The organism is Amorphoplanes friuliensis DSM 7358, from assembly GCF_000494755.1.
Lineage (GTDB): Bacteria > Actinomycetota > Actinomycetes > Mycobacteriales > Micromonosporaceae > Actinoplanes > Actinoplanes friuliensis.
Genome location: NC_022657.1, coordinates 8,976,698 through 8,997,072, shown reverse-complemented (window position 1 = coordinate 8,997,072; position 20,375 = coordinate 8,976,698). Strand labels below are relative to the sequence as shown.

At 70.4% G+C, this 20,375-nt stretch carries 21 protein-coding genes; 12 read left to right on the top strand and 9 right to left on the bottom strand.

The genetic code is table 11. From position 1 onward, the window contains the following. Window positions 1–38: 38 nt before the first annotated feature. Complete coding sequence (locus AFR_RS41505) at window positions 39–1,067, top strand: type III polyketide synthase (protein WP_041843397.1); 1,029 nt, start codon at window positions 39–41, stop codon at window positions 1,065–1,067. 9 nt (window positions 1,068–1,076) lie between these two features. Then, complete coding sequence (locus AFR_RS41500; protein ID WP_023562844.1) at window positions 1,077–1,538, top strand: DUF6023 family protein; 462 nt, start codon at window positions 1,077–1,079, stop codon at window positions 1,536–1,538. Between the two features lie 28 nt (window positions 1,539–1,566). On the opposite strand, the gene AFR_RS41495 is transcribed toward AFR_RS41500, so the two are convergent. Further along, window positions 1,567–2,340, bottom strand: coding sequence for a hypothetical protein (locus AFR_RS41495; RefSeq protein WP_023562843.1), 774 nt, complete (start codon window positions 2,338–2,340; stop codon window positions 1,567–1,569). Between the two features lie 332 nt (window positions 2,341–2,672). Here AFR_RS41495 and AFR_RS41490 point away from each other — a divergent pair, with 332 nt between their 5' ends. Genes AFR_RS41490 through AFR_RS41470 form a run of 5 tightly spaced genes read left to right on the top strand, consistent with a single transcriptional unit; the run spans window position 2,673 to window position 5,885 of the window. Continuing rightward, the gene (locus AFR_RS41490) at window positions 2,673–3,158 is read left to right on the top strand and encodes a CarD family transcriptional regulator (protein ID WP_023562842.1); all 486 of its coding nucleotides are present in this window, start codon (window positions 2,673–2,675) and stop codon (window positions 3,156–3,158) included. 57 nt (window positions 3,159–3,215) lie between these two features. Next, entirely contained in the window at window positions 3,216–3,908 is a 693-nt protein-coding gene (gene ispD / locus AFR_RS41485) for a 2-C-methyl-D-erythritol 4-phosphate cytidylyltransferase (protein ID WP_023562841.1), read from the top strand. Window positions 3,909–3,921: 13 nt separating this feature from the next. Beyond that, window positions 3,922–4,404, top strand: coding sequence for a 2-C-methyl-D-erythritol 2,4-cyclodiphosphate synthase (ispF, locus tag AFR_RS41480; protein ID WP_041843395.1), 483 nt, complete (start codon window positions 3,922–3,924; stop codon window positions 4,402–4,404). Further along, entirely contained in the window at window positions 4,401–4,790 is a 390-nt protein-coding gene (locus tag AFR_RS41475) for a PPOX class F420-dependent oxidoreductase (RefSeq protein ID WP_023562839.1), read from the top strand. Before ispF ends, AFR_RS41475 begins: the two co-directional genes overlap by 4 nt. A gap of 18 nt (window positions 4,791–4,808) precedes the next feature. Further along, complete coding sequence (locus tag AFR_RS41470) at window positions 4,809–5,885, top strand: tetratricopeptide repeat protein (RefSeq protein ID WP_023562838.1); 1,077 nt, start codon at window positions 4,809–4,811, stop codon at window positions 5,883–5,885. On the opposite strand, the gene AFR_RS41465 is transcribed toward AFR_RS41470, so the two are convergent. From AFR_RS41465 to AFR_RS41440, 6 genes are read right to left on the bottom strand one after another with little or no spacing between them, the layout of a single operon-like run. Next, window positions 5,869–6,888 (bottom strand): N-acetylglucosamine kinase, encoded by a 1,020-nt coding sequence (locus tag AFR_RS41465; RefSeq protein WP_238547201.1) that lies wholly within the window; start codon window positions 6,886–6,888, stop codon window positions 5,869–5,871. The genes AFR_RS41470 and AFR_RS41465 overlap by 17 nt on opposite strands. Then, window positions 6,885–8,141, bottom strand: coding sequence for a family 4 glycosyl hydrolase (locus tag AFR_RS41460; protein WP_023562836.1), 1,257 nt, complete (start codon window positions 8,139–8,141; stop codon window positions 6,885–6,887). Before AFR_RS41460 ends, AFR_RS41465 begins: the two co-directional genes overlap by 4 nt. Continuing rightward, window positions 8,138–9,019 (bottom strand): carbohydrate ABC transporter permease, encoded by an 882-nt coding sequence (locus tag AFR_RS41455; protein WP_023562835.1) that lies wholly within the window; start codon window positions 9,017–9,019, stop codon window positions 8,138–8,140. The genes AFR_RS41460 and AFR_RS41455 overlap by 4 nt, the downstream gene beginning before the upstream one ends. Then, entirely contained in the window at window positions 9,016–9,933 is a 918-nt protein-coding gene (locus AFR_RS41450; RefSeq protein ID WP_023562834.1) for a carbohydrate ABC transporter permease, read from the bottom strand. The genes AFR_RS41455 and AFR_RS41450 overlap by 4 nt, the downstream gene beginning before the upstream one ends. Before the next feature lie 2 nt (window positions 9,934–9,935). Continuing rightward, window positions 9,936–11,261: an ABC transporter substrate-binding protein gene (locus tag AFR_RS41445; RefSeq protein WP_041841555.1), complete on the bottom strand. Its 1,326-nt coding sequence runs from the start codon at window positions 11,259–11,261 to the stop codon at window positions 9,936–9,938. Window positions 11,262–11,297: 36 nt separating this feature from the next. Then, window positions 11,298–12,485 carry an ROK family transcriptional regulator gene (locus tag AFR_RS41440; RefSeq protein ID WP_041841554.1) on the bottom strand — a complete coding sequence of 396 codons (1,188 nt, stop codon included), beginning with the start codon at window positions 12,483–12,485 and terminating at the stop codon, window positions 11,298–11,300. 295 nt (window positions 12,486–12,780) lie between these two features. Here AFR_RS41440 and AFR_RS48555 point away from each other — a divergent pair, with 295 nt between their 5' ends. Then, complete coding sequence (locus AFR_RS48555; RefSeq protein WP_023562831.1) at window positions 12,781–14,016, top strand: chitosanase; 1,236 nt, start codon at window positions 12,781–12,783, stop codon at window positions 14,014–14,016. A gap of 55 nt (window positions 14,017–14,071) precedes the next feature. On the opposite strand, the gene AFR_RS41430 is transcribed toward AFR_RS48555, so the two are convergent. Next, window positions 14,072–15,226: a homogentisate 1,2-dioxygenase gene (locus tag AFR_RS41430; RefSeq protein ID WP_023562830.1), complete on the bottom strand. Its 1,155-nt coding sequence runs from the start codon at window positions 15,224–15,226 to the stop codon at window positions 14,072–14,074. A 78-nt stretch (window positions 15,227–15,304) separates the two neighbouring features. Between AFR_RS41430 and AFR_RS41425 the strand changes: the two genes are divergently transcribed. The 4 genes from AFR_RS41425 to AFR_RS41410 are packed head-to-tail and all read left to right on the top strand — an operon-like array spanning window position 15,305 to window position 18,887. Then, window positions 15,305–16,150 (top strand): hypothetical protein, encoded by an 846-nt coding sequence (locus AFR_RS41425; protein WP_023562829.1) that lies wholly within the window; start codon window positions 15,305–15,307, stop codon window positions 16,148–16,150. Further along, window positions 16,147–17,271 carry a fumarylacetoacetase gene (gene fahA / locus AFR_RS41420; protein ID WP_023562828.1) on the top strand — a complete coding sequence of 375 codons (1,125 nt, stop codon included), beginning with the start codon at window positions 16,147–16,149 and terminating at the stop codon, window positions 17,269–17,271. The genes AFR_RS41425 and fahA overlap by 4 nt, the downstream gene beginning before the upstream one ends. 39 nt (window positions 17,272–17,310) lie before the next feature. After that, window positions 17,311–17,769: an SRPBCC family protein gene (locus AFR_RS41415; protein ID WP_023562827.1), complete on the top strand. Its 459-nt coding sequence runs from the start codon at window positions 17,311–17,313 to the stop codon at window positions 17,767–17,769. Between the two features lie 14 nt (window positions 17,770–17,783). Continuing rightward, window positions 17,784–18,887: an outer membrane protein assembly factor BamB family protein gene (locus AFR_RS41410; protein ID WP_023562826.1), complete on the top strand. Its 1,104-nt coding sequence runs from the start codon at window positions 17,784–17,786 to the stop codon at window positions 18,885–18,887. Window positions 18,888–19,232: 345 nt separating this feature from the next. Here AFR_RS41410 and AFR_RS41400 read toward each other — a convergent pair whose 3' ends face one another. Beyond that, a complete protein-coding gene (locus AFR_RS41400; RefSeq protein WP_023562825.1) occupies window positions 19,233–20,345 on the bottom strand; it encodes an ROK family protein in 1,113 nt (370 codons plus the stop codon). Window positions 20,346–20,375: the final 30 nt, after the last annotated feature.

The window sequence follows — 20,375 nt, the reverse complement described above, 5'->3', positions numbered from 1 at the left end:
CACAAGTGAAAAACATCGGTCAGGCGGTCATCGCCGGGATGGGTACGGCCCTGCCGCCGTCGGCGGCACAGGACGATCTGTGGAAGGGCTTCTTCTCCGACCACTACGCGGGCGGGCGGCGCGGCCTGGCTCAGCGGATCTTCGCCAACTCCGGCGTCCGCACCCGGCAGGCGGCGGTCAGCCCGCTGCTCGAGGACGTCTCCGGCTGGTCCACCGAACGCCGGATGCGCCGCTATCAGGTCGAGGCCATGCCGCTCGCCAAGGAGGCGGTGGGCCGGGCACTCACCGAGGCCGGTGTGGCGGCCGACGAGCTGGGTCTCTTCGTGGTCTGTTCCTGCACCGGATACGCGACGCCCGGCCTGGACATCCTCCTGGCCCGTGACATGGGCATGGCCCCGTCCCTGCAACGTCTCTTCGTCGGCCACATGGGCTGTTATGCGGCGCTGCCCGGTCTCGGCACGGCCGCCGACTTCGTGGCCGCCCGTGGCCGGCCCGCCCTGCTGCTCTGCGCCGAGCTGACCAGCCTGCATCTCCAGCCCACCGACCCGCGCGCCGACATCCAGCAGATCGTGTCCCACGCTCTCTTCTCCGACGCCGCGGCCGCCGTCGTCCTCACGCCCTCCTCAACCCCCGGCGGGTACGCCGTCAGCGACGTCTCCGCGCTCACGGACACCACGACGGCCGACCACATGACCTGGGACGTGACCGATCTCGGCTTCCGCATGGGCCTGTCACCCCAGGTGCCGACGGTGCTCTCGGTGCACGTCCGGCCCATGGTCGACGACCTGCTCACCCGGAACGGCCTGACGATCGGTGACGTCGACGGGTGGGCGGTGCACCCGGGCGGCCCCAAGATCCTCGACGTGGTGGAGGAGCAGCTCGGGCTCGCCACCGACGCCATGGCCCCGTCACGGGAGGTCCTCTCCTCCTACGGCAACTGCTCCTCGCCGACGGTCCTGCTGGTCCTGGACGCCCTGCGCCGCCGCGCCGATCCACCCCGGCGGGTGGTGATGCTGGCCTTCGGACCTGGCCTGACGCTCTATGGCGTCCTGCTCGAGAGGTCCTAGGGTTGGCGGGTGGACGGGGACAGGACCAGGGGCGCAACGCTCTACGGTCTTGCCGCCGTCCTGCTCCTCGCCGGTGTCGTGTGGTTCGTGCGGGCCGCACCCGACCGTGGCGACGAGGTGGCTGTCGCGGCGGCCCGTGAGACGGTCGAACGTCTGCTGCCCGACCTGCCGTTGCAGTCGGGCGGCGAGACGATGGTGCTGCCGGCGGGTGAGCGTGCCGAGCGAACGACCGGGGTCCGCGGCGGCTCGTACAAGCTGGTGATGCTCTGCGTCGGTGACGGCCAGGTCCGGGTACGGCTCAGCTCCCGGGGTGTGGACTCGGGCCGGGCGGTGCCGTGCGCCGCCGCCGGGGAGCCGTCACCGGTGGAGCTGACGGTCGGGCTGGCCAGCGAGTTCTACCTGGCGGTATCGGCCGAGACGGACGGCCCAGCGGTCTTCCGCTGGCGAGTGACCCGCAGCCGCACCTACTAACCGTCTCAGCAGGCTGTCACGGGCGGTGTCAGAGGCGGGCGAGGTCGGGGCGGAGGTCTTCGATCGAGGCCGTCCGCGGGACCGCCCGGACGATCTCTCCGCTGCTGTCGACCAGGAGGGCCGCGGCAGTGCCGTCGGGTGCGCCGAGGTTGAGGCCGCTGCGGAGCTCGCCGGTCGGGTCGCGGAGCGCGCTGACCACCTTGCCCGGAGCCTGCGGGACGGCGCCGGTCGCCGGCGCGGCACCGGTCTGGCCGGGAGCGGCTCCGGCGACCACGGTCACGACGGTGATCCCGGGCTTGACGGCCGCAGCGGTGTCGGCAATCAGCTGTGCACAGTCGCAACCGTCCGTGAGCAGGACAACAGCGGGCAATTGCCCCCGGATCGGGACAGTCTTGCCGTCGGTGCCGATCAGCTCGAGTGCGGGCAGCCGGTCGCCGCGGTCGTCGGTGGTGTTGGCGGTGCGCTGGGTCGCGGGCGAGCGGGACGGCCCGGGCCAGGCGGAGGCGAAGAGGCTGGCCACGGTCACGAGGACGGCCATCGAGATGATCAGAACGGGTGCGCGCAGGCTGGCGGCGCCGATGCGGCGCAGTGACCGCATGCCCGGACGGTCGGCGAACCGCTCCCACCGGGTCTTCTCCTGCGTCTGCCGCAGCTCTTCCCGGACGGCTGTGACCTCCTCGGACAACTCCGAGAGGTCGTCCGGGATGACGATGACGCCCCACTCCTCGGGGAAGTCGGGCAGGCCGTCAGGGGAGCCGCCATCGGGCGGCCAGTTGCCGCCGTTGTCGCTCAAACTGCCCACGATTCACCCTCCCCCCTGCCGACGAGTGTTGCCTGGCCGGGGACCTGCGTCCAGCCTCCCCCACGCAAGGGTCCGACCGCCAGTGGTGAGCCCTTCCGGTCCCTAGCGATAAGCTTGACCTCGCAAAGGCTCCAGGTCCGGAATTTCCGACTCGCTGGGTCGAGTGGTTACGGCGTGGTCACCCTGAGTCACTGAGGCAGGTCTTCGCCCGCATGTCAAGCGGTAGAAAGACGGCTCACAGGCCCTCTGAGCTGCACTAACAGTCACGGCCAGGGTGGGACATCGCTGCCTGAGCGTGTTACCCTAGACACAGCGAAAGGGGTTTCGAACCTATGGTTTTCAGTGTCGGCGAGACCGTTGTTTACCCCCACCACGGGGCCGCACTCATCGAGGCAATCGAGACTAGAACTATCAAGGGCGTGGAAAAGAAGTACCTCGTCCTGCGGGTTGCCCAAGGCGACCTGACGGTCCGAGTGCCCGCTGAGAACGCCGAGATCGTCGGCGTGCGCGAAGTGGTCGGCGAGGAAGGCCTGGGTAAGGTCTTCGACGTCCTCCGCGCGCCGCACACCGAGGAGCCGACCAACTGGTCGCGGCGTTACAAGGCCAATCTCGAGAAGCTCGCCTCCGGTAACCCGCTCAAGGTTGCCGAGGTTGTTCGTGACCTCTGGCGTCGCGAGCGTGAGCGTGGTCTCTCGGCCGGGGAGAAGCGCATGCTCGCCAAGGCCCGCGACATCCTCGTCGGTGAGGTGGCCCTCGCCGAGAAGAGCACCAAGGACGAGGCGGAAGTTCTCCTCGACAAGGTCCTCACCGAGGCGTGACGTTCCACCACCTCTGCTCCACCCCCACATGTTCGACATGCTGAACAGGACCGCGACGTGACCGCGCAGCTCAATGCTCGCGGTGACGTCGCGGTCCTTGTTCCGGCTGCGGGTGCCGGCCTGCGTCTCGGTCCGGGCGGTCCCAAGGCCCTGCGCCTGCTCTCCGGCGAGCCGCTTCTGGTGCACGCCGTCCGCCGTGTTGCGGCGGCTCCTTCCGTTCGTCTGATCGTCGTCGCCGCGCCCGCCGCGGAGGTCGAGGCTGTCCGTGCTCTGCTGGCCCCGGTCGCGCCCGTGACCGTGGTGGCCGGTGGTGCCGAGCGGCAGCACTCCGTAGCCGCGGCGCTCGCGATCGTTCCCGCGGACGTCGGCATCGTGCTCGTGCACGACGCCGCCCGCGCGCTCACCCCACCCGAGCTGGTCGAGTCGGTCGCCGCGGCGGTCCGGGCCGGGCACCCGGCGGTGATCCCGGCGCTGCCCGTCGTCGACACGATCAAAGAGGTCGGTCCGGCCGAGGTGGTGCTCGGGACGGTCGACCGGTCATTGCTGCGCAGCGTGCAGACGCCTCAGGGCTTCCGGCACGACGTGCTGGCGGCCGCGCACGCCGCCGGGCTCGAGGCGCACACCGACGACGCCGGGATGGTGGAAAAAGCCGGTGTGCCGGTCACGTGTGTGCCGGGCTCGGAGCTCGCCCTGAAGATCACGCGTCCGCTGGACCTGGTGATCGCGGAGGCACTCCTCCACGTAACCTGACGCGGTGAGCACACTGAGTCAGCGAGTCGGCATCGGCACGGACGTGCACGCCTTCGACCCGAGCCGGGTGTGCTGGGTGGCCGGCCTCATGTGGCCGGGTGAGTCCGGGCTGGCCGGGCACTCCGACGCCGACGTGGCCGCGCATGCCGCCTGCGACGCGATGCTGAGCGCGGCGGGGCTCGGTGACCTCGGTAGCAACTTCGGCACCGCGGAGCCCGAGTGGGCGGGCGCGGCGGGGGTAACACTGCTGGCCGAGACCGTACGCCGGCTGCGCGAGCACGGCTTTGCGGTGGGGAACGTGTCGATCCAGGTCATCGGGAACCGCCCCAAGATCGGTAAGCGGCGTGAGGAAGCGCAGCAGGTGCTCTCCGAGGCGGTCGGCGCCCCGGTGACGGTGGCCGGTACGACCACGGACGGGCTCGGGCTCACCGGACGGGGTGAAGGACTCGCGGCCGTCGCCACCGCCCTCATCTACCAGGAAGGATCGGAGTCATGACAACTGCGCTGCCCGACAAGGTCCGCAAGCTGCTCGACGGCCCCACGTTTGTCGTCGTGACCACCGTGAACGCGGACGGCAGCCCGCAGTCCACCGTCGTGTGGGTCAAGCGGGACGGCGACGACATCCTCTTCTCCACCGTTCGCGGTCGGAAGAAGACGCGGAACATGGAGCGGGACCCCCGGATCTCGATCTGTGCGTACGACCCGGAGCAGCCGTACTCGTACTTCACCGTGGACGGGTCGGTGGCGCTGGTGGAGGAGGGCGGCAAGGAGTTGATCAACGAGCTGAGCCTGAAGTACGACGGCCAGCCGTACACGTTCGACCCGCCGGAAGCGGTGCGGGTCGTCTGCCGGCTCACCCCGCGCAAGGTGATCTCGCAGTAGACGACCTACGCTCGACGGGTGTCGACTGAGCCCACCTCACAGTCCGAGCCGGAGACGACCCCCGAGGAGTACCGGCAGCGGGCCCTCCTGATGGCTGATCTCGGCCGCTACGACGAGGCGGTGGGTGAGATCGCGGCCGGTCTGGCCGTCGCGCCGGACGAGCCGGGACTGCTGAGCACACTGGCTCGCGTCCACGTGATCGCCGAGCAGCCGGTCGATGCGCTTGCGGCCGCCGACCGGGCCGTGGCGGCCGCGCCGGGGACGATCGGTCCCCTGGTGGTCCGCGCGATGGCCCTCTCGGACGACCGGCGCTATTCGGAAGCGGCCCAGGTGGCGCATTCGATCCTGACCACCTGGCCCGAGGACGCGTACGCGCAACGGACCGGCGCCGCTCTGCTCAGCGAGTCCCGCAACGGCCAGGACGCGCTCAACGCCGCCTGGGCCGGTGTACGGCTGACACCCGCCGACGCCGAGGCGCACCTGGTGCTGGCCGTTGTCGCCGCCCGGCTGCGGCTTTTCGAGCTGGCGCAGCGTGCCTACGGCGAGGCCCTCGACCTCGACTCCGCGATCGCCGATGCCCAGCGTGATGTCGGTGTTGTCCGGCTGGAGCGGCGGCGCTGGGCGCTGGCCCTGGAGAACCTGGCCGACGCGGAGATCCAGGTGCCCGAGCCGGTGGCACCGCCAACACCGGTCGCCGACGTGAGCCGCCCGGCCCGGTCGGTGCTGGACCGCTCGGCCTCGACCGTCGAGACCTTCCGGCAGGCCGTCCTCTACGGCAGCAACGGCGTGCTGATCGCTGCCGTTCTCGCCGCGGTGATGACGCTGGCCAGTTCGGGTGTGGCCCGCATGTGGGCCGGCGTCATCGGTGTGGTGGTGCTCGTGGCCCTCGGCGTCTGGCTGTCCCGGTCCCTGCACGAGCCGGTGGCCGCCGCCCTGCGCCGGCTCCCGCGCCGGCTCTCCTTCGCCTGTTACGCGACCGCCGTGGCTCCGCTCGGACTGCTCGGCTTTGCACTGATCGGCGGTGTTGTCCCGCTGATCCTCGCGATGGTGGTCGCGGCGGTGGCCGAGCTGGTGGTCCTCACGCAGCGGTCGTGACGGTGAGCGGTATCGCCGGGGCCGGTTCGGCGGCGGCGAGTGCCGCGCGAAGGTGTCGTTCGGCGCCCTCGGTCAGGCCGAGGGCGTCCAGGGCCAGCAGGGCCGCACCGACGGCCGGTGGGGTGTCGAGGACGCTGATCTCCACGAGGGGTGCCTGGGCCCGGGCTCCCGCAACGATCTGATCGTGCAGCTGCGGGTGCCGGGCCCGGAGGACACCACCACCCAGGACCAGGGCGTGGCGGGAGTCGAGCAGGTCCAGCCGGGTGGCCGCAACGCGGTGCTGGCCCAGGATCTCGTCGACCTGGCGGCTGATCAGTCCGGAGGCCACCGGGTCGCCCGTGGCTGCCACCTCGAAGAGCAGCGGGGTGAGCTCGCGGACGCGGACCAAGTCGAGGTCGCCCAGGTGCAGGGCGATGCTGACGTCCTCCACCGTGGGGCAGCCGAAGTGGCCGGCCACCGCGGCTGACAGTGCGGTGGGATCACCGCGGCCGTCCTCGCCGCGGGCTGCGAGCCGCAATGTGTGCTCGGCCAGGTCGTGGCCGCCACCCCAGTCACCGGAGATCGGTCCCAGCGCGACGAAGCGGGCGGTGCGGCCGTCGGCCGTACGGCCTGCGCAGTTGTTGCCGGCGCCGCACACGACAGCGACCGCGTCGGGCAGTGAGGTGCCCGCGCGCAGCAGGGCGAAGCAGTCGTTGTCCACGATGGTCCTGGCGGCCCAGGACTGACCGTCGATGGCCTGGTGCAGCCGTTGCACCTCGACGGGCAGGTCGGCGCCGGCCAGGTACGCCGCGACCACGTCGATCCCCGTGCTCGCGGGCAGGCCGGCGTCGGCGCGTACGGCGGTGATCAGGGTGTGCAGGACCGAGATGGTGCCGGGCAGACCGATGTTGTGGGGTGAGCTCGTCGGGCCGCGGACGAAGCCCAGGACCTCGCCTTCCGTCGTACCGAGAATGACGTCTGTTTTGGAATTGCCGCCGTCGACGGCCAGGAAGAGCGCTCTCATCGCGCCCATGCCAGGTGCTGCGCACCGGCGGCGAGCAGCTTGTCGGTCAGGGCGTCCGCATAGTCGTGCTGGCCGATCAGGGGGTGCGCCAGCAGGGCCCGGTAGACCCGGTGGCGGCCGCCGCGGACCGCCGCGCCCAGCGCCAGTTCCTCGTACCCGGAGACGTGCGCGACCAGACCGGCCAGGTCGGGAGCCAGGGGGTTGACCGGGAGGGGCGTGGGACCGCTCAGGCCGGCCCGGGCGGAGACCTCGATGACCGCGTGGTCGGCCAGGAAGGGCAGCGTGCCGTTGTTGCGGACGTTGACCGAGTGGACACCGTCCGGGTCGAGTCCGTGCAGGGCGGCGATCAGGCCGACGGCCGCCTCGGAGTAGTAGGCGCCGCCACGTTCGCCGAGGAGGGCCGGTTTTTCGGTCAGGGCGGGATCGCGGTACATCTCGAGCAACGTGGCCTCGATCTCCGCGACACGCTGCCCACGGGTCTGTGCACCCTGCGAGTCGCGGACGTGGCGATCGTGGGCGTAGAAGTAGCTCAGGTAGTACGACGGGACGTTGCCGAGGGCCGTCAGCACCTCCGGGTCGAGATCCACCTCGGCGGCGAGCTCGGCGAGATGGTTCTCGATCAGCGCGGGCAGGCGGTCGACACCGTCCACATAGGCGGCCCGTTCCCAGGTCAGGTGGTTGAGCCCGACGTGGTCGAGGACCACCGCCGACGGCTCGACGTCGAGCATCCGGGCGAAGCGGCGCTGGAAGCCGATCGCCACGTTGCACAGCCCGACCGCCTTGTGGCCCTCGTCGAGCAGCGCACGCGTGACGATGCCGACGGGGTTGGTGAAGTCCACGATCCACGCGTCCGGCTTGGCGCGGGCGCGGACGCGCGCGGCCACGTCGAGCACCACCGGGACCGTACGCAGGGCCTTCGCCAGCCCGCCGGCCCCGGTGGTCTCCTGGCCGACGCAGCCGCAGTCCAGCGGGAAGGTCTCGTCGCTGATCCGGGCCGTCTGCCCGCCGACCCGCAACTGGATCACGGCCACGTCGGCGTCGGTGACCCCGGCGTCGAGGTCGGTCGTCCAGGTGACCTTCCCGGGGTGCCCGTAGTGCTGGAAGATCCGGGCGGAGAAGGCGCCGACGATGTCGAGGCGTTCCTGCGCGGGATCGATCAGCACCAGCTCCGACACCATGGAACCCAGCCGGGCGAACCCGTCCACCAGCTCCGGCGTGTACGTCGACCCGCCGCCGACAACAGCGATCTTCACCCTTTGACCCCCGTGAGTGTGACGCCCTGGACAAATGCCTTCTGGGCGAAGAAGAACACGACGACGATCGGGACCATGGCCAGCACCGTGGCGGCGGTGACGAGGTTCCAGTCGACGTGATGGACACCGTGGAACGAGGCGAGACCGAGGGACAGCGTCCACGAGTTCTCGTTCTCGCTCGTGTAGAGCAGCGGCCCGTAGTAGTCGTTCCAGGCGTAGAAGAACTGGAACAGGGCGGCGGCCGCGATGCCCGGGCGGGCCATCGGCAGCACGACCCGCAGCAGTGTTTTCCACTCGCCGCAGCCGTCGACGCGGGCGGCGTCGAGGTATTCCGACGGGATCGTGAGCAGGAACTGCCGCATCAGGAAGATGCAGAACGCGTCGCCGAAGAGCATAGGGATGATCAGCGGGGCGAGCGAGCCGGTGAGGCCGTACCGGGCCCACATCAGGTAGAGCGGGACCGTCACCACCTGCGGCGGCAGCATCATGACGCAGATGATCGTCAGGAACATGACGTTGCGGCCGCGGAACTTGAGCTTGGCCAGCGCGTACGCGGCCGGCACGCTCGACAGCAGCATCAGCACGGTCGCCGAGACCGCGTAGATGACGGTGTTGAGCAGATAACGCGGCAGCGGGGTGACCTCGAAGACGCGGACGTAGTTCTCGAAGTGCCACGTGTTGGGCCAGTAGTCGCTGGTCAGGGCCTGGTCGCTGGTCATCACCGAGAGCAGGAGCAGGTAGACCACCGGCGCGATGAACATGATGGACAGTGCGATGGCGATGCTGTGCTTGGCGATCCAGGCGAGCCGCACCTGGCGGCGGGCCCGGCGGACGTCCGGGGACACCGCCGGCGCGGGACGCTCGAGAACGGCGGTCATTGTTCCTCCCCGGAGAAGGCCTTGGCCCGGCGCAGCAGGATGACCGTCACGGCGAAGGCGACCACGAACAGCGCGATCGCCATCGCGTTGGCGTAACCGAGCGCGTTGTAGCGGAACCCGACCGTGTAGAGCCACAGCGGATAGGTGAACGTGGAGCCTTCCGGGTAGCCGAACGACGACGAGATGCCGCCGCCGGTCACGGCCTGCCCGCTGGCCACCGAGCCGGCGACCGCCGCCTGGTCGAAGTATTGGAGCGTGTAGATGACGCCGGTGACCGCCGCGAAGAGGATCACCGGACGGATCGTCGGCAGGGTCACGTAGCGGAAGCGGTGCCAGGCGTTGGCGCCGTCGAGGCTGGCCGCCTCGTACAGGCTGACCGGGACACCCAGCACACCGGCCAGGAAGATGATCATCAGGTCGCCGATGCCCCAGAGGCCGAGCAGCACCAGCGACGGCTTCGACCACTCCGGCGAGTTGAACCAGAGCGGGCCCTCGATGCCGATGTGGTCGAGGAACGTGTTGACCGGACCGGTGCCGGGCTTGAGCAGGTAGACGAACGCGATGGTGGCTGCCACCGGTGGGGCGAGCGCCGGCAGATAGAAGATCGTCCGGAAGAAGCTCGCCCCCCGCTGGAACTGCGACAACAGCATCGACAGGCCGATCGCGCTGATGATGCGTACCGGCACGAAGACCGCGACCATCCACAGGGTGTTGCGGATCGACTGCATCAGCAGCGGGTCGTCGGCCATCCGCCGGTAGTTGTCGAGCCCGACCCACTGCGGCACGGTCAGCAGGTCGAACTTCGTGAAGGAGAAGTACACGGCGGAGATCAGCGGGTACAGGAAGAAGACCACGATGCCGATCAGCGCGGGGGCGAGGAAGGACCACGTGGTCAGCGTCCGGCGCAGCCGCACGGTCAGCCGCCCAGCGTCATCACGCTGTTGATCTGCTTGTCGGCGTCGGTCAGACCGGCGTCCAGATCCTTGATGTCACCGGACTGCCACTTCGTGACAAAAGTTCCGAAGGTCTCCTGGTACGCGGGACCCGACGCGGCCGGCGGCGAGGTCAGCGAGTTCGGGTTGGCGAAGATGTCCATGAACACCTTGAACTCGGGCTCGACCTGCAGACCCGGGTCGCTGAACGAACCCGTGGTGGTCGGCACGTTCTTCAGCGAGTTGGCCAGCTTGACGATCGTCTTGTCGTCGGTCGTCAGGTATTTGATGAGCTCCCAGGCCGCCTCGGGGTTCTTGGCGTTCTTCGAGATGCCCATGATGTTGCCGGTGACGTAACCCCCGCCGTACTTCGCCGGGTCGGCGGTCGGGATCGGCGCAACACCGTACTTCACGCCCGGCGCCTGGTCCTTCATGAACGCCAGCCGGTACTCGGCGTCGATGTTGATCGCCACCTGGCCCCTCTGGAACGCGTTGTCGGCGCTGAACTCCTCACCCAGGCTCGACCGGAACTTCTTGAGGTTGTCGTATCCGTACCAGTCGACCAGGTTCTTCTGCCAGGTCATCAGGGTCTTCCAGGCCGGGTCGGTGCCGACGGCCGACTTGCCGTCCGGGGTCAGCCACTTGGCGCCGACCGCGGGAGCCATGTGCGCGGCCGCGTTCTCGTAGAAGTCGAAGAGCGGCAGGAAGCCGACGGTCTTGAGCGAACCGTCCGGGTTCTTGACCGTGAGCTTCTTGGCGTCCTCGGTCAGCTCGTCGAGCGTCTTCGGCGGCCCCGCGATCCCGGCCTTGGCGAACAGGTCCTTGTTGTAGAAGATCCCGTACGCGTCCGCGAGGAACGGCATCGCGCAGCGCTTCCCGTCGAACTCCGTGTACGACCGGGTCGTGGCGTTGAGGCGGTTCAGGTCCACGTTGTCCCGCTTGATGTACGGCGCCAGGTCGACCCACGCGCCGGACGAGCAGAACTTGCCGACGATGTCCGTCGAGTACGACAGGCCGATGTCGGGACCGTTGCCGGCGCCGATCGCCTGCGTCATCTTCGAGTCGTCCTGCCCCGCCTTCACCGTCACCTTGATGTTCGGGTGCGTGCTGGTGAAGTCCTTGATCACCGTGTCGATCGCGGCGGCCTCGCGCTCGGTGAAGAAGTGCCACAACTCGACCGTGCCGGACACCTGCGTACCCGGGTCGGCGATCTTCTGTTCCTTGGGAGCGGGGGTGCAGGCGGCGGTGAGCAGCAGGGCGGCAGCGGCGGCGATCAACGATTTTTGGGCATGGGGTATCCGCTTGTTCACGGGAGGTGTCCTCTCAGAGGCGGTGCAGCAGGGGGATCAGGCTTGGTTGTCGCGGATCGAGGCGATGAGGGCCTCGCGGACGGCGGTCAGCCCGGCGTCCAGCGCGCCGAGCAGCACGGCGTCGTCGTCGATCGTGGTGACGGCGATGGTGCTCTCCAGCGGGGCGGCCCGGCGCAGGGCGCTGGTGACCGCGGCGAGCAGGGTCTGCCCGCCGGCCTGCGCGACCGGGCCCGCGAGGACGACGAGCGACGGGTCGAGCACGGCGATGACGGCGGCGAGACCGACCGAGATGCGGTCGGCCAGTTGGGTGATGAACTCCCCGGCCGCGTCCGGATCGGCTGCGGCAGCGAGGACGATCTCGTGCGGGGTGCGGCCGGTGACGCCGTGATCCTGCGCGAGCGCGACTATGGCCGCACCGCCGACCAGGTCCTGCAGGTCGACCTTGCGGTGAGTGGAATCCGGTGCGTAGAGCGGCATGTAGCCGATCTCACCGGCGCCGCCGCGGGCGCCGCGCATCAGCGTGCCGCCGATGTCGATGGCCAGACCGAGACCCTCCTGGCCCAGCCAGAGCAGGGCAAAACCGTCGGCGTCACGGCCCACACCGCGGCGGCGCTCGGCCACCGCGGCCAGGTTGACGTCGTTGTCGACACCGACGTGGGTGCCGAGCGCCTCCGCGATCTCGGGGACCAGTCCGGGCCGTCCGAAGCCGTGCACGTCGACGTGGCGGATCGTCTCGGCCTTGCTGTCGTACGAGCCGGCCACACCGATCTGCACGTGGCTGATGCGCTCGGCCGGGACGCCCGCCTCGGTACGCAGCGCGGCCACCACGTCGACCAGTGCCGTCTTCGGATCGGTCTGCAGGAAGTCGACCCGTGACTCGACGCGCGCCCGCACCGCTCCCGTGAGGTCGCACAGTGCGGCGACGACCGAAGGGGCACCACTGGCGCCGATGTCGCGGACGGACACCGCGGCGGCGTACGCTGCATCCGGGTTGGCCGCGTAGATCTCCGCGTTCGGCCCCGGGCGGCCGCTGTTGTAACCGACGACGTTCACCAGGCCCGCGTCGGTGAGCCGGCGCAGCACCTCGGAAATGGTCGGCGTGGACAGCTCGGTGAGCTTGCGCAGATCGGCCCGGGTGAGCATGCCCGGCTCGAGCAGGTGGGCGAGCGCAGCGCTCTCGTTCATGGCGCGCAGCAACTTGGACGATCCGGCCAGTCTCGGCACCGAGCCCCCTCGAGCAATTGGCAAACCAGCTAACAATTAGCTGGAACCTAGGTCCGCTCCGCTGCGCTGTCAATACTTCGTCGCGCTCCGTTCCCCGCGTGCAACAAGCCGCCGGTCCGAGCGCTGGTCAAACCCCGCCGTAGTGATCATTTCGGGATCAATCGACGGCTATTGATAAATCACTTTAACTGACCTAGCGTGACCACTCATCGCCTCGGCGACGGAACCCCCAACGTCCGTCATCGATGGCTTCACCCTGTGCGCCCACCCGCCTCACCCCCACTCGAGGAGCGCCATGACCATCCCCCGACTCCGCAAGAGAACCATCGCGTACGCGCTCGGCGGTGTACTGGTTCCCGCCGCAGCCGTCGCGTACGGCCTGATGCCGGCGAGCGCCGCGACGGCCGGTCCGATCAAGGGCCTCGGTGGCAAGTGTGTCGACATCGCCGCCGCCAGCAGCGCGAACGGCACAGCGGTGCAGCTCTACGACTGCAACAGCACGGGCGCCCAGAATTGGACCGTGGGCAACACCGACAACTCGATCAAGGCGCTGGGCAAGTGCCTCGACGTCGCCGCGGCCGGCACGGCCAACGGCACCAAGATCCAGATCTACGACTGCAATGGTACGGCCGCACAGAAGTGGACGCCGTCCAACGGCACGCTGGTCAACACGGGCTCCGGCAAGTGTCTCGACGCGACCGGCAACAGCTCGGCCAACGGCAACCAGCTCCAGATCTGGAGCTGCGGCACCGGCGCCAACCAGAAGTGGACGCTGCCCGGCGGCGGCACCACACCGACCACGTCACCGACGACGACCGCCCCGCCGTCCGGTGGTGTCAACCTCGACAACCCGGCGAAGAAGGACGTGGCGATGCAGATCGTCTCGGCCGCCGAGAACTCGTCGCTGAACTGGCGGGCGCAGTTCTCCTACATCGAGGACATCGGCGACGGGCGCGGGTACACCGCCGGCATCATCGGCTTCTGCTCCGGCACCGGCGACATGCTGGAGCTGGTCCAGGCGTACACGGCGACCAAGCCCGGCAACGTGCTGGCGAAGTACCTGCCGGCGCTGCGCAACGTCAACAACAGCGACTCCCACGCGGGCCTCGACCCGAACTACACCCGGGACTGGAAGACGGCCGCCGCCGACCCGGTCTTCCAGGCCGCGCAGGAATCCGAGCGTGACCGCGTCTACTTCAACCCGTCGGTGCGTGACGGCAAGTCCGACGGCGTCCGCGCCCTGGGCCAGTTCGCCTACTACGACGCCTCGGTCGTCCACGGTTACGAGGGCATGCGCTCGATTCGCAGCCGGGCGCTGCAGCGGGCCAAGCCCCCGTCGCAGGGTGGCAACGAGACCACCTGGCTGAACGCGTTCCTCGACGAGCGTGTCATCGAGATGAAGAAGGAAGCCGCACACGACGACGTCACCCGCATCGACACCGCCCAGCGCGTCTTCCTCCGCAACGGCAACCTCGACATGAACACACCGCTCGACTTCTCCATCTACGGAGACTCGTACCACATCGGCTGATCCAGCCGTCCGGGGAAGAGAGGGCGGGGAGCCACAAGCTCCCCGCCCTTTTCCCTTACCTGTTCCAGGTCCAGGCGTATGCGGTGTCTTCGACGGAAAGGGCGGCGTCGCAGAGGTCGAGCGGGCGGAAGGTGTCGACCATGACGGCGAGTTCGTCGAAGGACTCGGCGCCGATGGCTCGTTCGACGGCTCCGGGCTGGGGGCCGTGCGTGAAGCCGGACGGGTGCAGGGAGATCGAGCCCTGCTCGATGCCGGAGCCGCGGCGGGCCTCGTAGTTGCCGCCGGTGTAGAACATCATCTCGTCGGAGTCGACGTTGTGGTGGTTGTAGGGCACCGGGATCGCCAGCGGGTGGTAGTCGACCTTGCGGGGCACGAACGAGCAGACCACGAAGTTGGGGCCCTCGAACGTCTGGTGCACCGGCGGCGGCTGGTGGACGCGTCCGGTGATCGGTTCGAAGTCGTGCACCGAGAACGCCCACGGGTAGAGGCAGCCGTCCCAGCCGACGACGTCGAACGGGTGGTGCGCGTAGACATGCCGGGTCCAGCCCGCCCGATGCTTGACGTAGACCTCGACGTCCTCACCCTCGGCCTGCAGCGGCGCGTCCGGGCCGCGAACGTCGCGCTCGCAGTACGGGGAGTGCTCGAGGAACTGACCGCGCACCGACAGATAGCGCTTGGGCGGGCCGATGTGGCCGTTCGCCTCGATGGTCAGCATCCGGACCTGGCCGTCCGGGACGATCCGGTGGACCACCGAGGTCGGAATGATCACGTAGTCGCCGGCACCGACCCGCAGCGACCCGAAGGTCGTCTCGACGGTCGCCGAGCCGTCCTCGACGTAAAGGCACTCGTCGCCGACCGCGTCCCGGTAGAGCGGCGACGGCCGGTCCGCGACCACGTACCCGATGCGGACGTCGGCGTTGGCCAGCAGCGGCCGGCGGCCCAGCACGGCGTCACCCGGGCCGGCGTCGAGCTTGTGGGTGCGCAGGTGCCGCGGCTTCAACGGCAGGTTCGGCGCCCGGGCGAAGGCCGGTGGTTCGTAGACCTCGGCCGCGGAGATCGCCGTGGGGGCGTACCGGTGATAAAGCAGGGAAGAGTCGGAGGAGAAGCCCTCCTGGCCCATCAACTCCTCCGCGTAGAGTCCGCCGTCCGGACGGCGGAACTGGGTGTGCCGCTTACGAGGGATCTCCCCGATGCTGCGGTAGTACGGCATCGTTGCCACCACCCCTAGAAAACTGACATTACGGACGGTGTTGTCCGGCTCTCGAAGCGTCCATTAGGTTCAGTATTCGTGTCAACGCTGGTGCCGCCGCTGTTTGCAGGACTCGTCGATGACGCGTCCCTGCTGCCGCCGGGCATCGTCGGGTTCCGCGAGGTCCTCGAGGCGCACGCCAAGCACCGCGACTCCTGGTACGAGCCTCTCGTCGGCGCTCTGCTCGTACCCTCGTCGTTGGTTGATCTTGATCTGTCTCCGCGTGGCCTGGCCGTCGGCGTCGTGAACGACGCCGCGATCAGCGCCCTGCCGGCCGTGGTCGCCAAGCTCAGGGCCGCCGGCGCCGTCGTGGGCCAGGTCGAAGCGGCCGTCGCCCGCCGCGGTGAGGACCCGCAGCCCGGCCTGGCAGCCCTGCGCGAGCTGGCCGCGGACCAGACCGACCTCGACGTGTACGCCGAGATCCCGCTGAGCTGGGGTCTGCTGGCCGGGCTCGACACCGTGGCCGGACTGCGGGCCGACGGGCTGCGGATCGCGCCGAAGTTCCGGGTCGGCGGGCTCGCTGCGGAGCTGTTCCCGACGCCTGTCGAGCTGGCCGCGGTCATCTGCGCCTGCCGGGACCGCGACCTGCCGTTCAAGCTCGCCGCCGGGATCCGCCACGCGCTGCGGCACACCGACCCCGAGACTGGATTCACCCACCATGGCTTCCTGAACGTCCTGGTCGGGTCGGCGGTGGCGGCCGAGGGCGGTGAGGTGGCCGAGGTGGCCGAGGCGCTCGGCGCGACACACCCGGTGCCGCTGGTCGAGCCGGTGCGCTCCCGGCGGGACCAGCCGCGGCCGCTGTGGGTGGGGTTCGGTGCAGGCAACGTGCTGGAGCCGCTGACGGAGCTGATCCGTCTCGGCCTGATCAACGGCGGCTACGAGTGACCCTCTTCGACCTGCGCAACCTCCCCTACGCCGTCTTCAGCAGGCCCGACGGGGTGCGGCGCATCGGCGTACGGCTGGGTGACGCCGTGCTCGACCTGTCCGCGGCCGAATCGTCGGAATTGATCCTGGCCGGTGGTGCGCTGTGCCGTTCTTCGCTCAATGTGCTGATGGCGCTCGGGCGTCCGCAGTGGACGGCGATCCGCGCCCGGATCGTCGAGCTGGCCCCGACGCTGCCCGCGATCCCGCTGACCGAGGTCGAGCTGCACCTGCCGTTCGACGTGGCCGACTACACCGACTTCTACTCGTCCGAGCACCACGCGACGAACGTCGGCCGGATCCTGCGCCCGGAACGGCCCGGCCTCCAGCCCAACTGGAAACACCTGCCGATCGGCTACCACGGCCGCTCCGCCACGGTCGTCGTCTCGGGTACGCCCGTCGAGCGACCCTCGGGCCAGCTCGGACCCGGTGTTTTCGGCCCGACCGAACGCCTCGACGTCGAGGCCGAGGTCGGCTTTGTCGTCGGCGTTCCCGGCCGCCGCATCAGCACCGAGGATTTCGCCGACCACGTCTTCGGGGTCGTCCTGGTCAACGACTGGTCGGCCCGCGACATCCAGGCCTTCGAATATCAGCCGCTCGGGCCCTTCCTGGCCAAGTCGTTCGCCACCTCCGTGTCGCCGTGGGTCGTTCCCCTCGAGGCCCTGACCGGCGCGTTTGTGCCGCCCGTGGCTCAGGACCCCGTCCCGGCCGGCTATCTCACCCCGCCCGGCAACGGACTCGACCTGTCCCTGTCCGTCGAGTGGAACGGCACCGAGGTCAGCACCCCGCCGTTCGCCCAGATGTACTGGACACCCGCCCAGCAACTCGCCCACCTGACCGTCAACGGCGCCAGCGTCCGCACCGGCGACCTCTACGCCTCCGGGACGGTCTCCGGGACTACCCGCGGCGAGGCCGGCTCGTTCCTCGAACTCACCTGGAACGGCACCGAGCCGGTCAAGCTCGACGACGGCTCCACGCGAGGCTTCCTCCAGGACGGCGACACCGTCACGATCGGCGCCACCGCGCCCGGAACGGACGGCGCCCCGATCGGGCTCGGCGCGGTAACCGGAACCGTCTGTCGCTGACGGACAACTCCCCGTACCTTGTAGGCGGGAGGTCACGCTATGTCCACGGTCGCAGTGACACGGCTGGTCGAGGCACCGGTCGCTGCCGTGTGGCGTGTCTTCACCGACCTGCCCAGCCGGTGCGCCTGGCTGTCGACGGTCACCGAGGTCGAGATGCTCACCTCCGGGCCGTTCCGCGCGGGCACGGTCTGGCGGGAGACCCGCACGATGGCCGACGGCGGTGAGATCACCGAGGAGTTCCACGTCGAGGAGTGCGCGATCCCCGAACGCTTCGTCGTGGCTTCCCCCGGGATCGGCGCCGAATACCGCATGACCTACACCTTCGTCCCCATCATCGAGGGCCGGCACCGCGGCGGCACGATGGTCACGGTCGTGCAGGACGGCAGCCCCACAGCCCCGGCGGGCCGGTTCCTGGCCCTGGTCTTCGGCGGGCTCGCCGCGCGTACGGTCGAGGGCGCCCTCCGGCGTGACCTGGACGACCTCGCCGCTGCCGCCTGACCTATCGTCGCTGGGTGACCCTTCCCCGTGCCCTCGCCGCGCTCCTCGTGCTCGCCGCCGCGGGACTGATCGGGTGGCGGGTGCTGGCGCCGGCCGAGGTGATCGAAGAGGCCGTCGAGCCCTACCCGGTCGCCGTGACGCTCCCGGCGGGAGTCACCGGGAAAACAACGATGGCGCCGCTGATCGTCGACGGGCGGATCCGGGTCTACGCCGGTACGCGGCTGGTCAAGGCCGATGCGCCGGTCGAGGCGAAGACGATGTACACGCCGCTGTGGTCGTACCGGCGCTGGCCCGCCCGGCTGGCGGGGGTGGTCGCCGTCGGCACCACGGTGGTCAGCCGATGGTCGGACGGGCGGCTGGTGGCGCTCGACGGGCGCACCGGGAAAGTGGTCTGGCGGGCCGACGGTCCTCCGGCCGACGGTTTTGCCGGACGCACCGGGTCGGCGGCGGTGTGGGCGCCCGCCGGAATGCACGTCGCCGGGACAAGTGTGCTGGTCAGCGACGGCAAGCAGGTGACCGCCCGGGCGGTGGAGGACGGCCGGGAGCGCTGGTCGACCACCCTGCCGCCGGGCTGCACGGACGGCTTCGTGACCGCCGGTGGCCGGTACGTGTGCGGCGCCGGCGCGTGGGACGTGATCTCGGGTAACGAGGTGCGCGGCTGGCCGGCCGGGCCGTCGACCGCGATGAGTTGCGACGTGGCGCGCTCGGCGTGCGCCGGGCTGCGGGACGCGTCCGGACAGGTGTGGCTGACCGGTGGCCGACGGCCTGTCCCGGCTCCCGGCTCCGCCGTTGCCGGTGATCTTGCGCTGACGGTGTCGGGTGGTGCCGTGATCGCTTCGCGTGCGGGACGTGAGGTGTGGCGGTGGGCGGGAACAGCGCAGGTCCTGGGCGTTCGCGCGGGCAAGGTGGTGCTGCTCGCCGGCAACCAGCTGGTCGTACTGGACGCCGCGACGGGTGCTGCACGGGCGACGTTCCCGCTTTTCGTGGCGAACGAGCGGGTCGAGGCGTGGCAGCCCGACGGCTGGCAACTGACCGACGGATACGTGGCGATCCAGCGCGTGCGGCCGGGCACGTCGGAGTTCTACACAACGGACCCGGTCGTTATCGCCGCCCTCTGACCCTCCCGGCCCCGGCCTGGTCCCGGCCCCGGCTCTGGCCCCGGCTCTGGCCCCGGCTCTGGCCCCGGCTCTGGCCCTGGCCCTGGCCCTGGCCCTGGCCCTGGCCCTGGCCCCGGCCCCGGCCCCGGCCCCGGCCCTGGCCCTGGCCCTGGCCCCGGCTCTGGCCCCGGCCCTGGCCCTGGCCCTGGCCCCGGCTCTGGCTCTGGCCCCGGCCTGGTCCCGGTCCCGGCCCCGGCACGGCCCCGGCCCGCCCTCGGCACGGCCCCGGCCCCGGCCCTGGCCCCGGCCCGGGCACGGCCCCGGCCCCCGGCCCCGGGCACGGCCCTGGCCCCGGCCGCCTTCGCCTCAGGTCAGGCGGGCCAGCAGGGCCGTCCAGGCCTCCTCGGCTGCGCCGACGATCGGGCCGTTGTCGCCCAGCAGGGCCGGTAGGACCGGTGGGGGTGTTGCGCGGCGGAAACTCATCAGGCCGGCCTCGTAGGCCGCCAGGAGCTGGGCGGGTGCGGCGGCCAGCAGATCGACGCCCAGCCCGCCGAGGGTCACCAGGTCGGCGTCCAGGCCGTTGACCAGGCCCGCGATGCCCCGGCCCAGGGCGGTGGCCACGGTTGCCGCCGCGGCCGCCGGCTCGGGGTTCGGGTCGGTGATGATGCGCCGCGCGTACGTGACGGGGTCCGGGGGTGTCTCGTGGCCGAGCAGGCGGGCCAGGGCCGAACCGTCCACTGCGGTGCCCCAGCAGCCGAACGCGCCGCACGGGCAGCGGACGGCCGGGTCGCCGAACGGCATGTGGCCGAACTCGCCGGACGCGCCCAGCGCGCCGATCAGCACCCGGCCGCCGTCCACGACCGCGCCGCCGAGGCCCGCCTCGATGCGCAGGTGCAGCGCCACCGCCGCGCCGACGGCGATCCCGCGCCGGGACTCGGCCGAGGCGGCCAGGGTAGCGTCGTTGCCCGCCACGAAGATCTCCGCGCGGGGCCAGGCCACGGCCAGGTCGACGTCCTGCCAGCCCAGCTGGCTCGCATCCAGCATCAGGTCGCGGGAGACCGTGCCCGGCACCGAGATGCCGATGCCACGGATCCGGTCGCGGTACTCGATGCGCAGGCGGTGCACGGCCGCACCCAGCGCCGCGACCACCTCGTCGCCGCTCCGGCCCGCGAGCTCCTCGCCGGCGGTGGCGAGGATGCTGCCGCCCAGCTCGACCACGTCGACGCGCCAGGCCTCATGGGTGATCGAGGCGGCGGCGATCAGCGGTCCGCGCGGATGGGGGATCAGGGCGGTCGTCGGGCGTCCCCGGGCTCCGCTCGGTGCCGTCGGTCCCTCGGCCAGCAGCTCGGCCTGTCCCAGCCGGCCGACCAGCTCGGTGGTGGCGCCGGTGCCGACACCGATCAGCCGGGCCGCGTCGGCCCGGGTGACACCGGGCCGGGCGTGAACCACCCGCAGCAGCTCGGTTGCGCGCGTCGTCACAGCGATCCCCCTTCTTTTACTCTTTGCCAG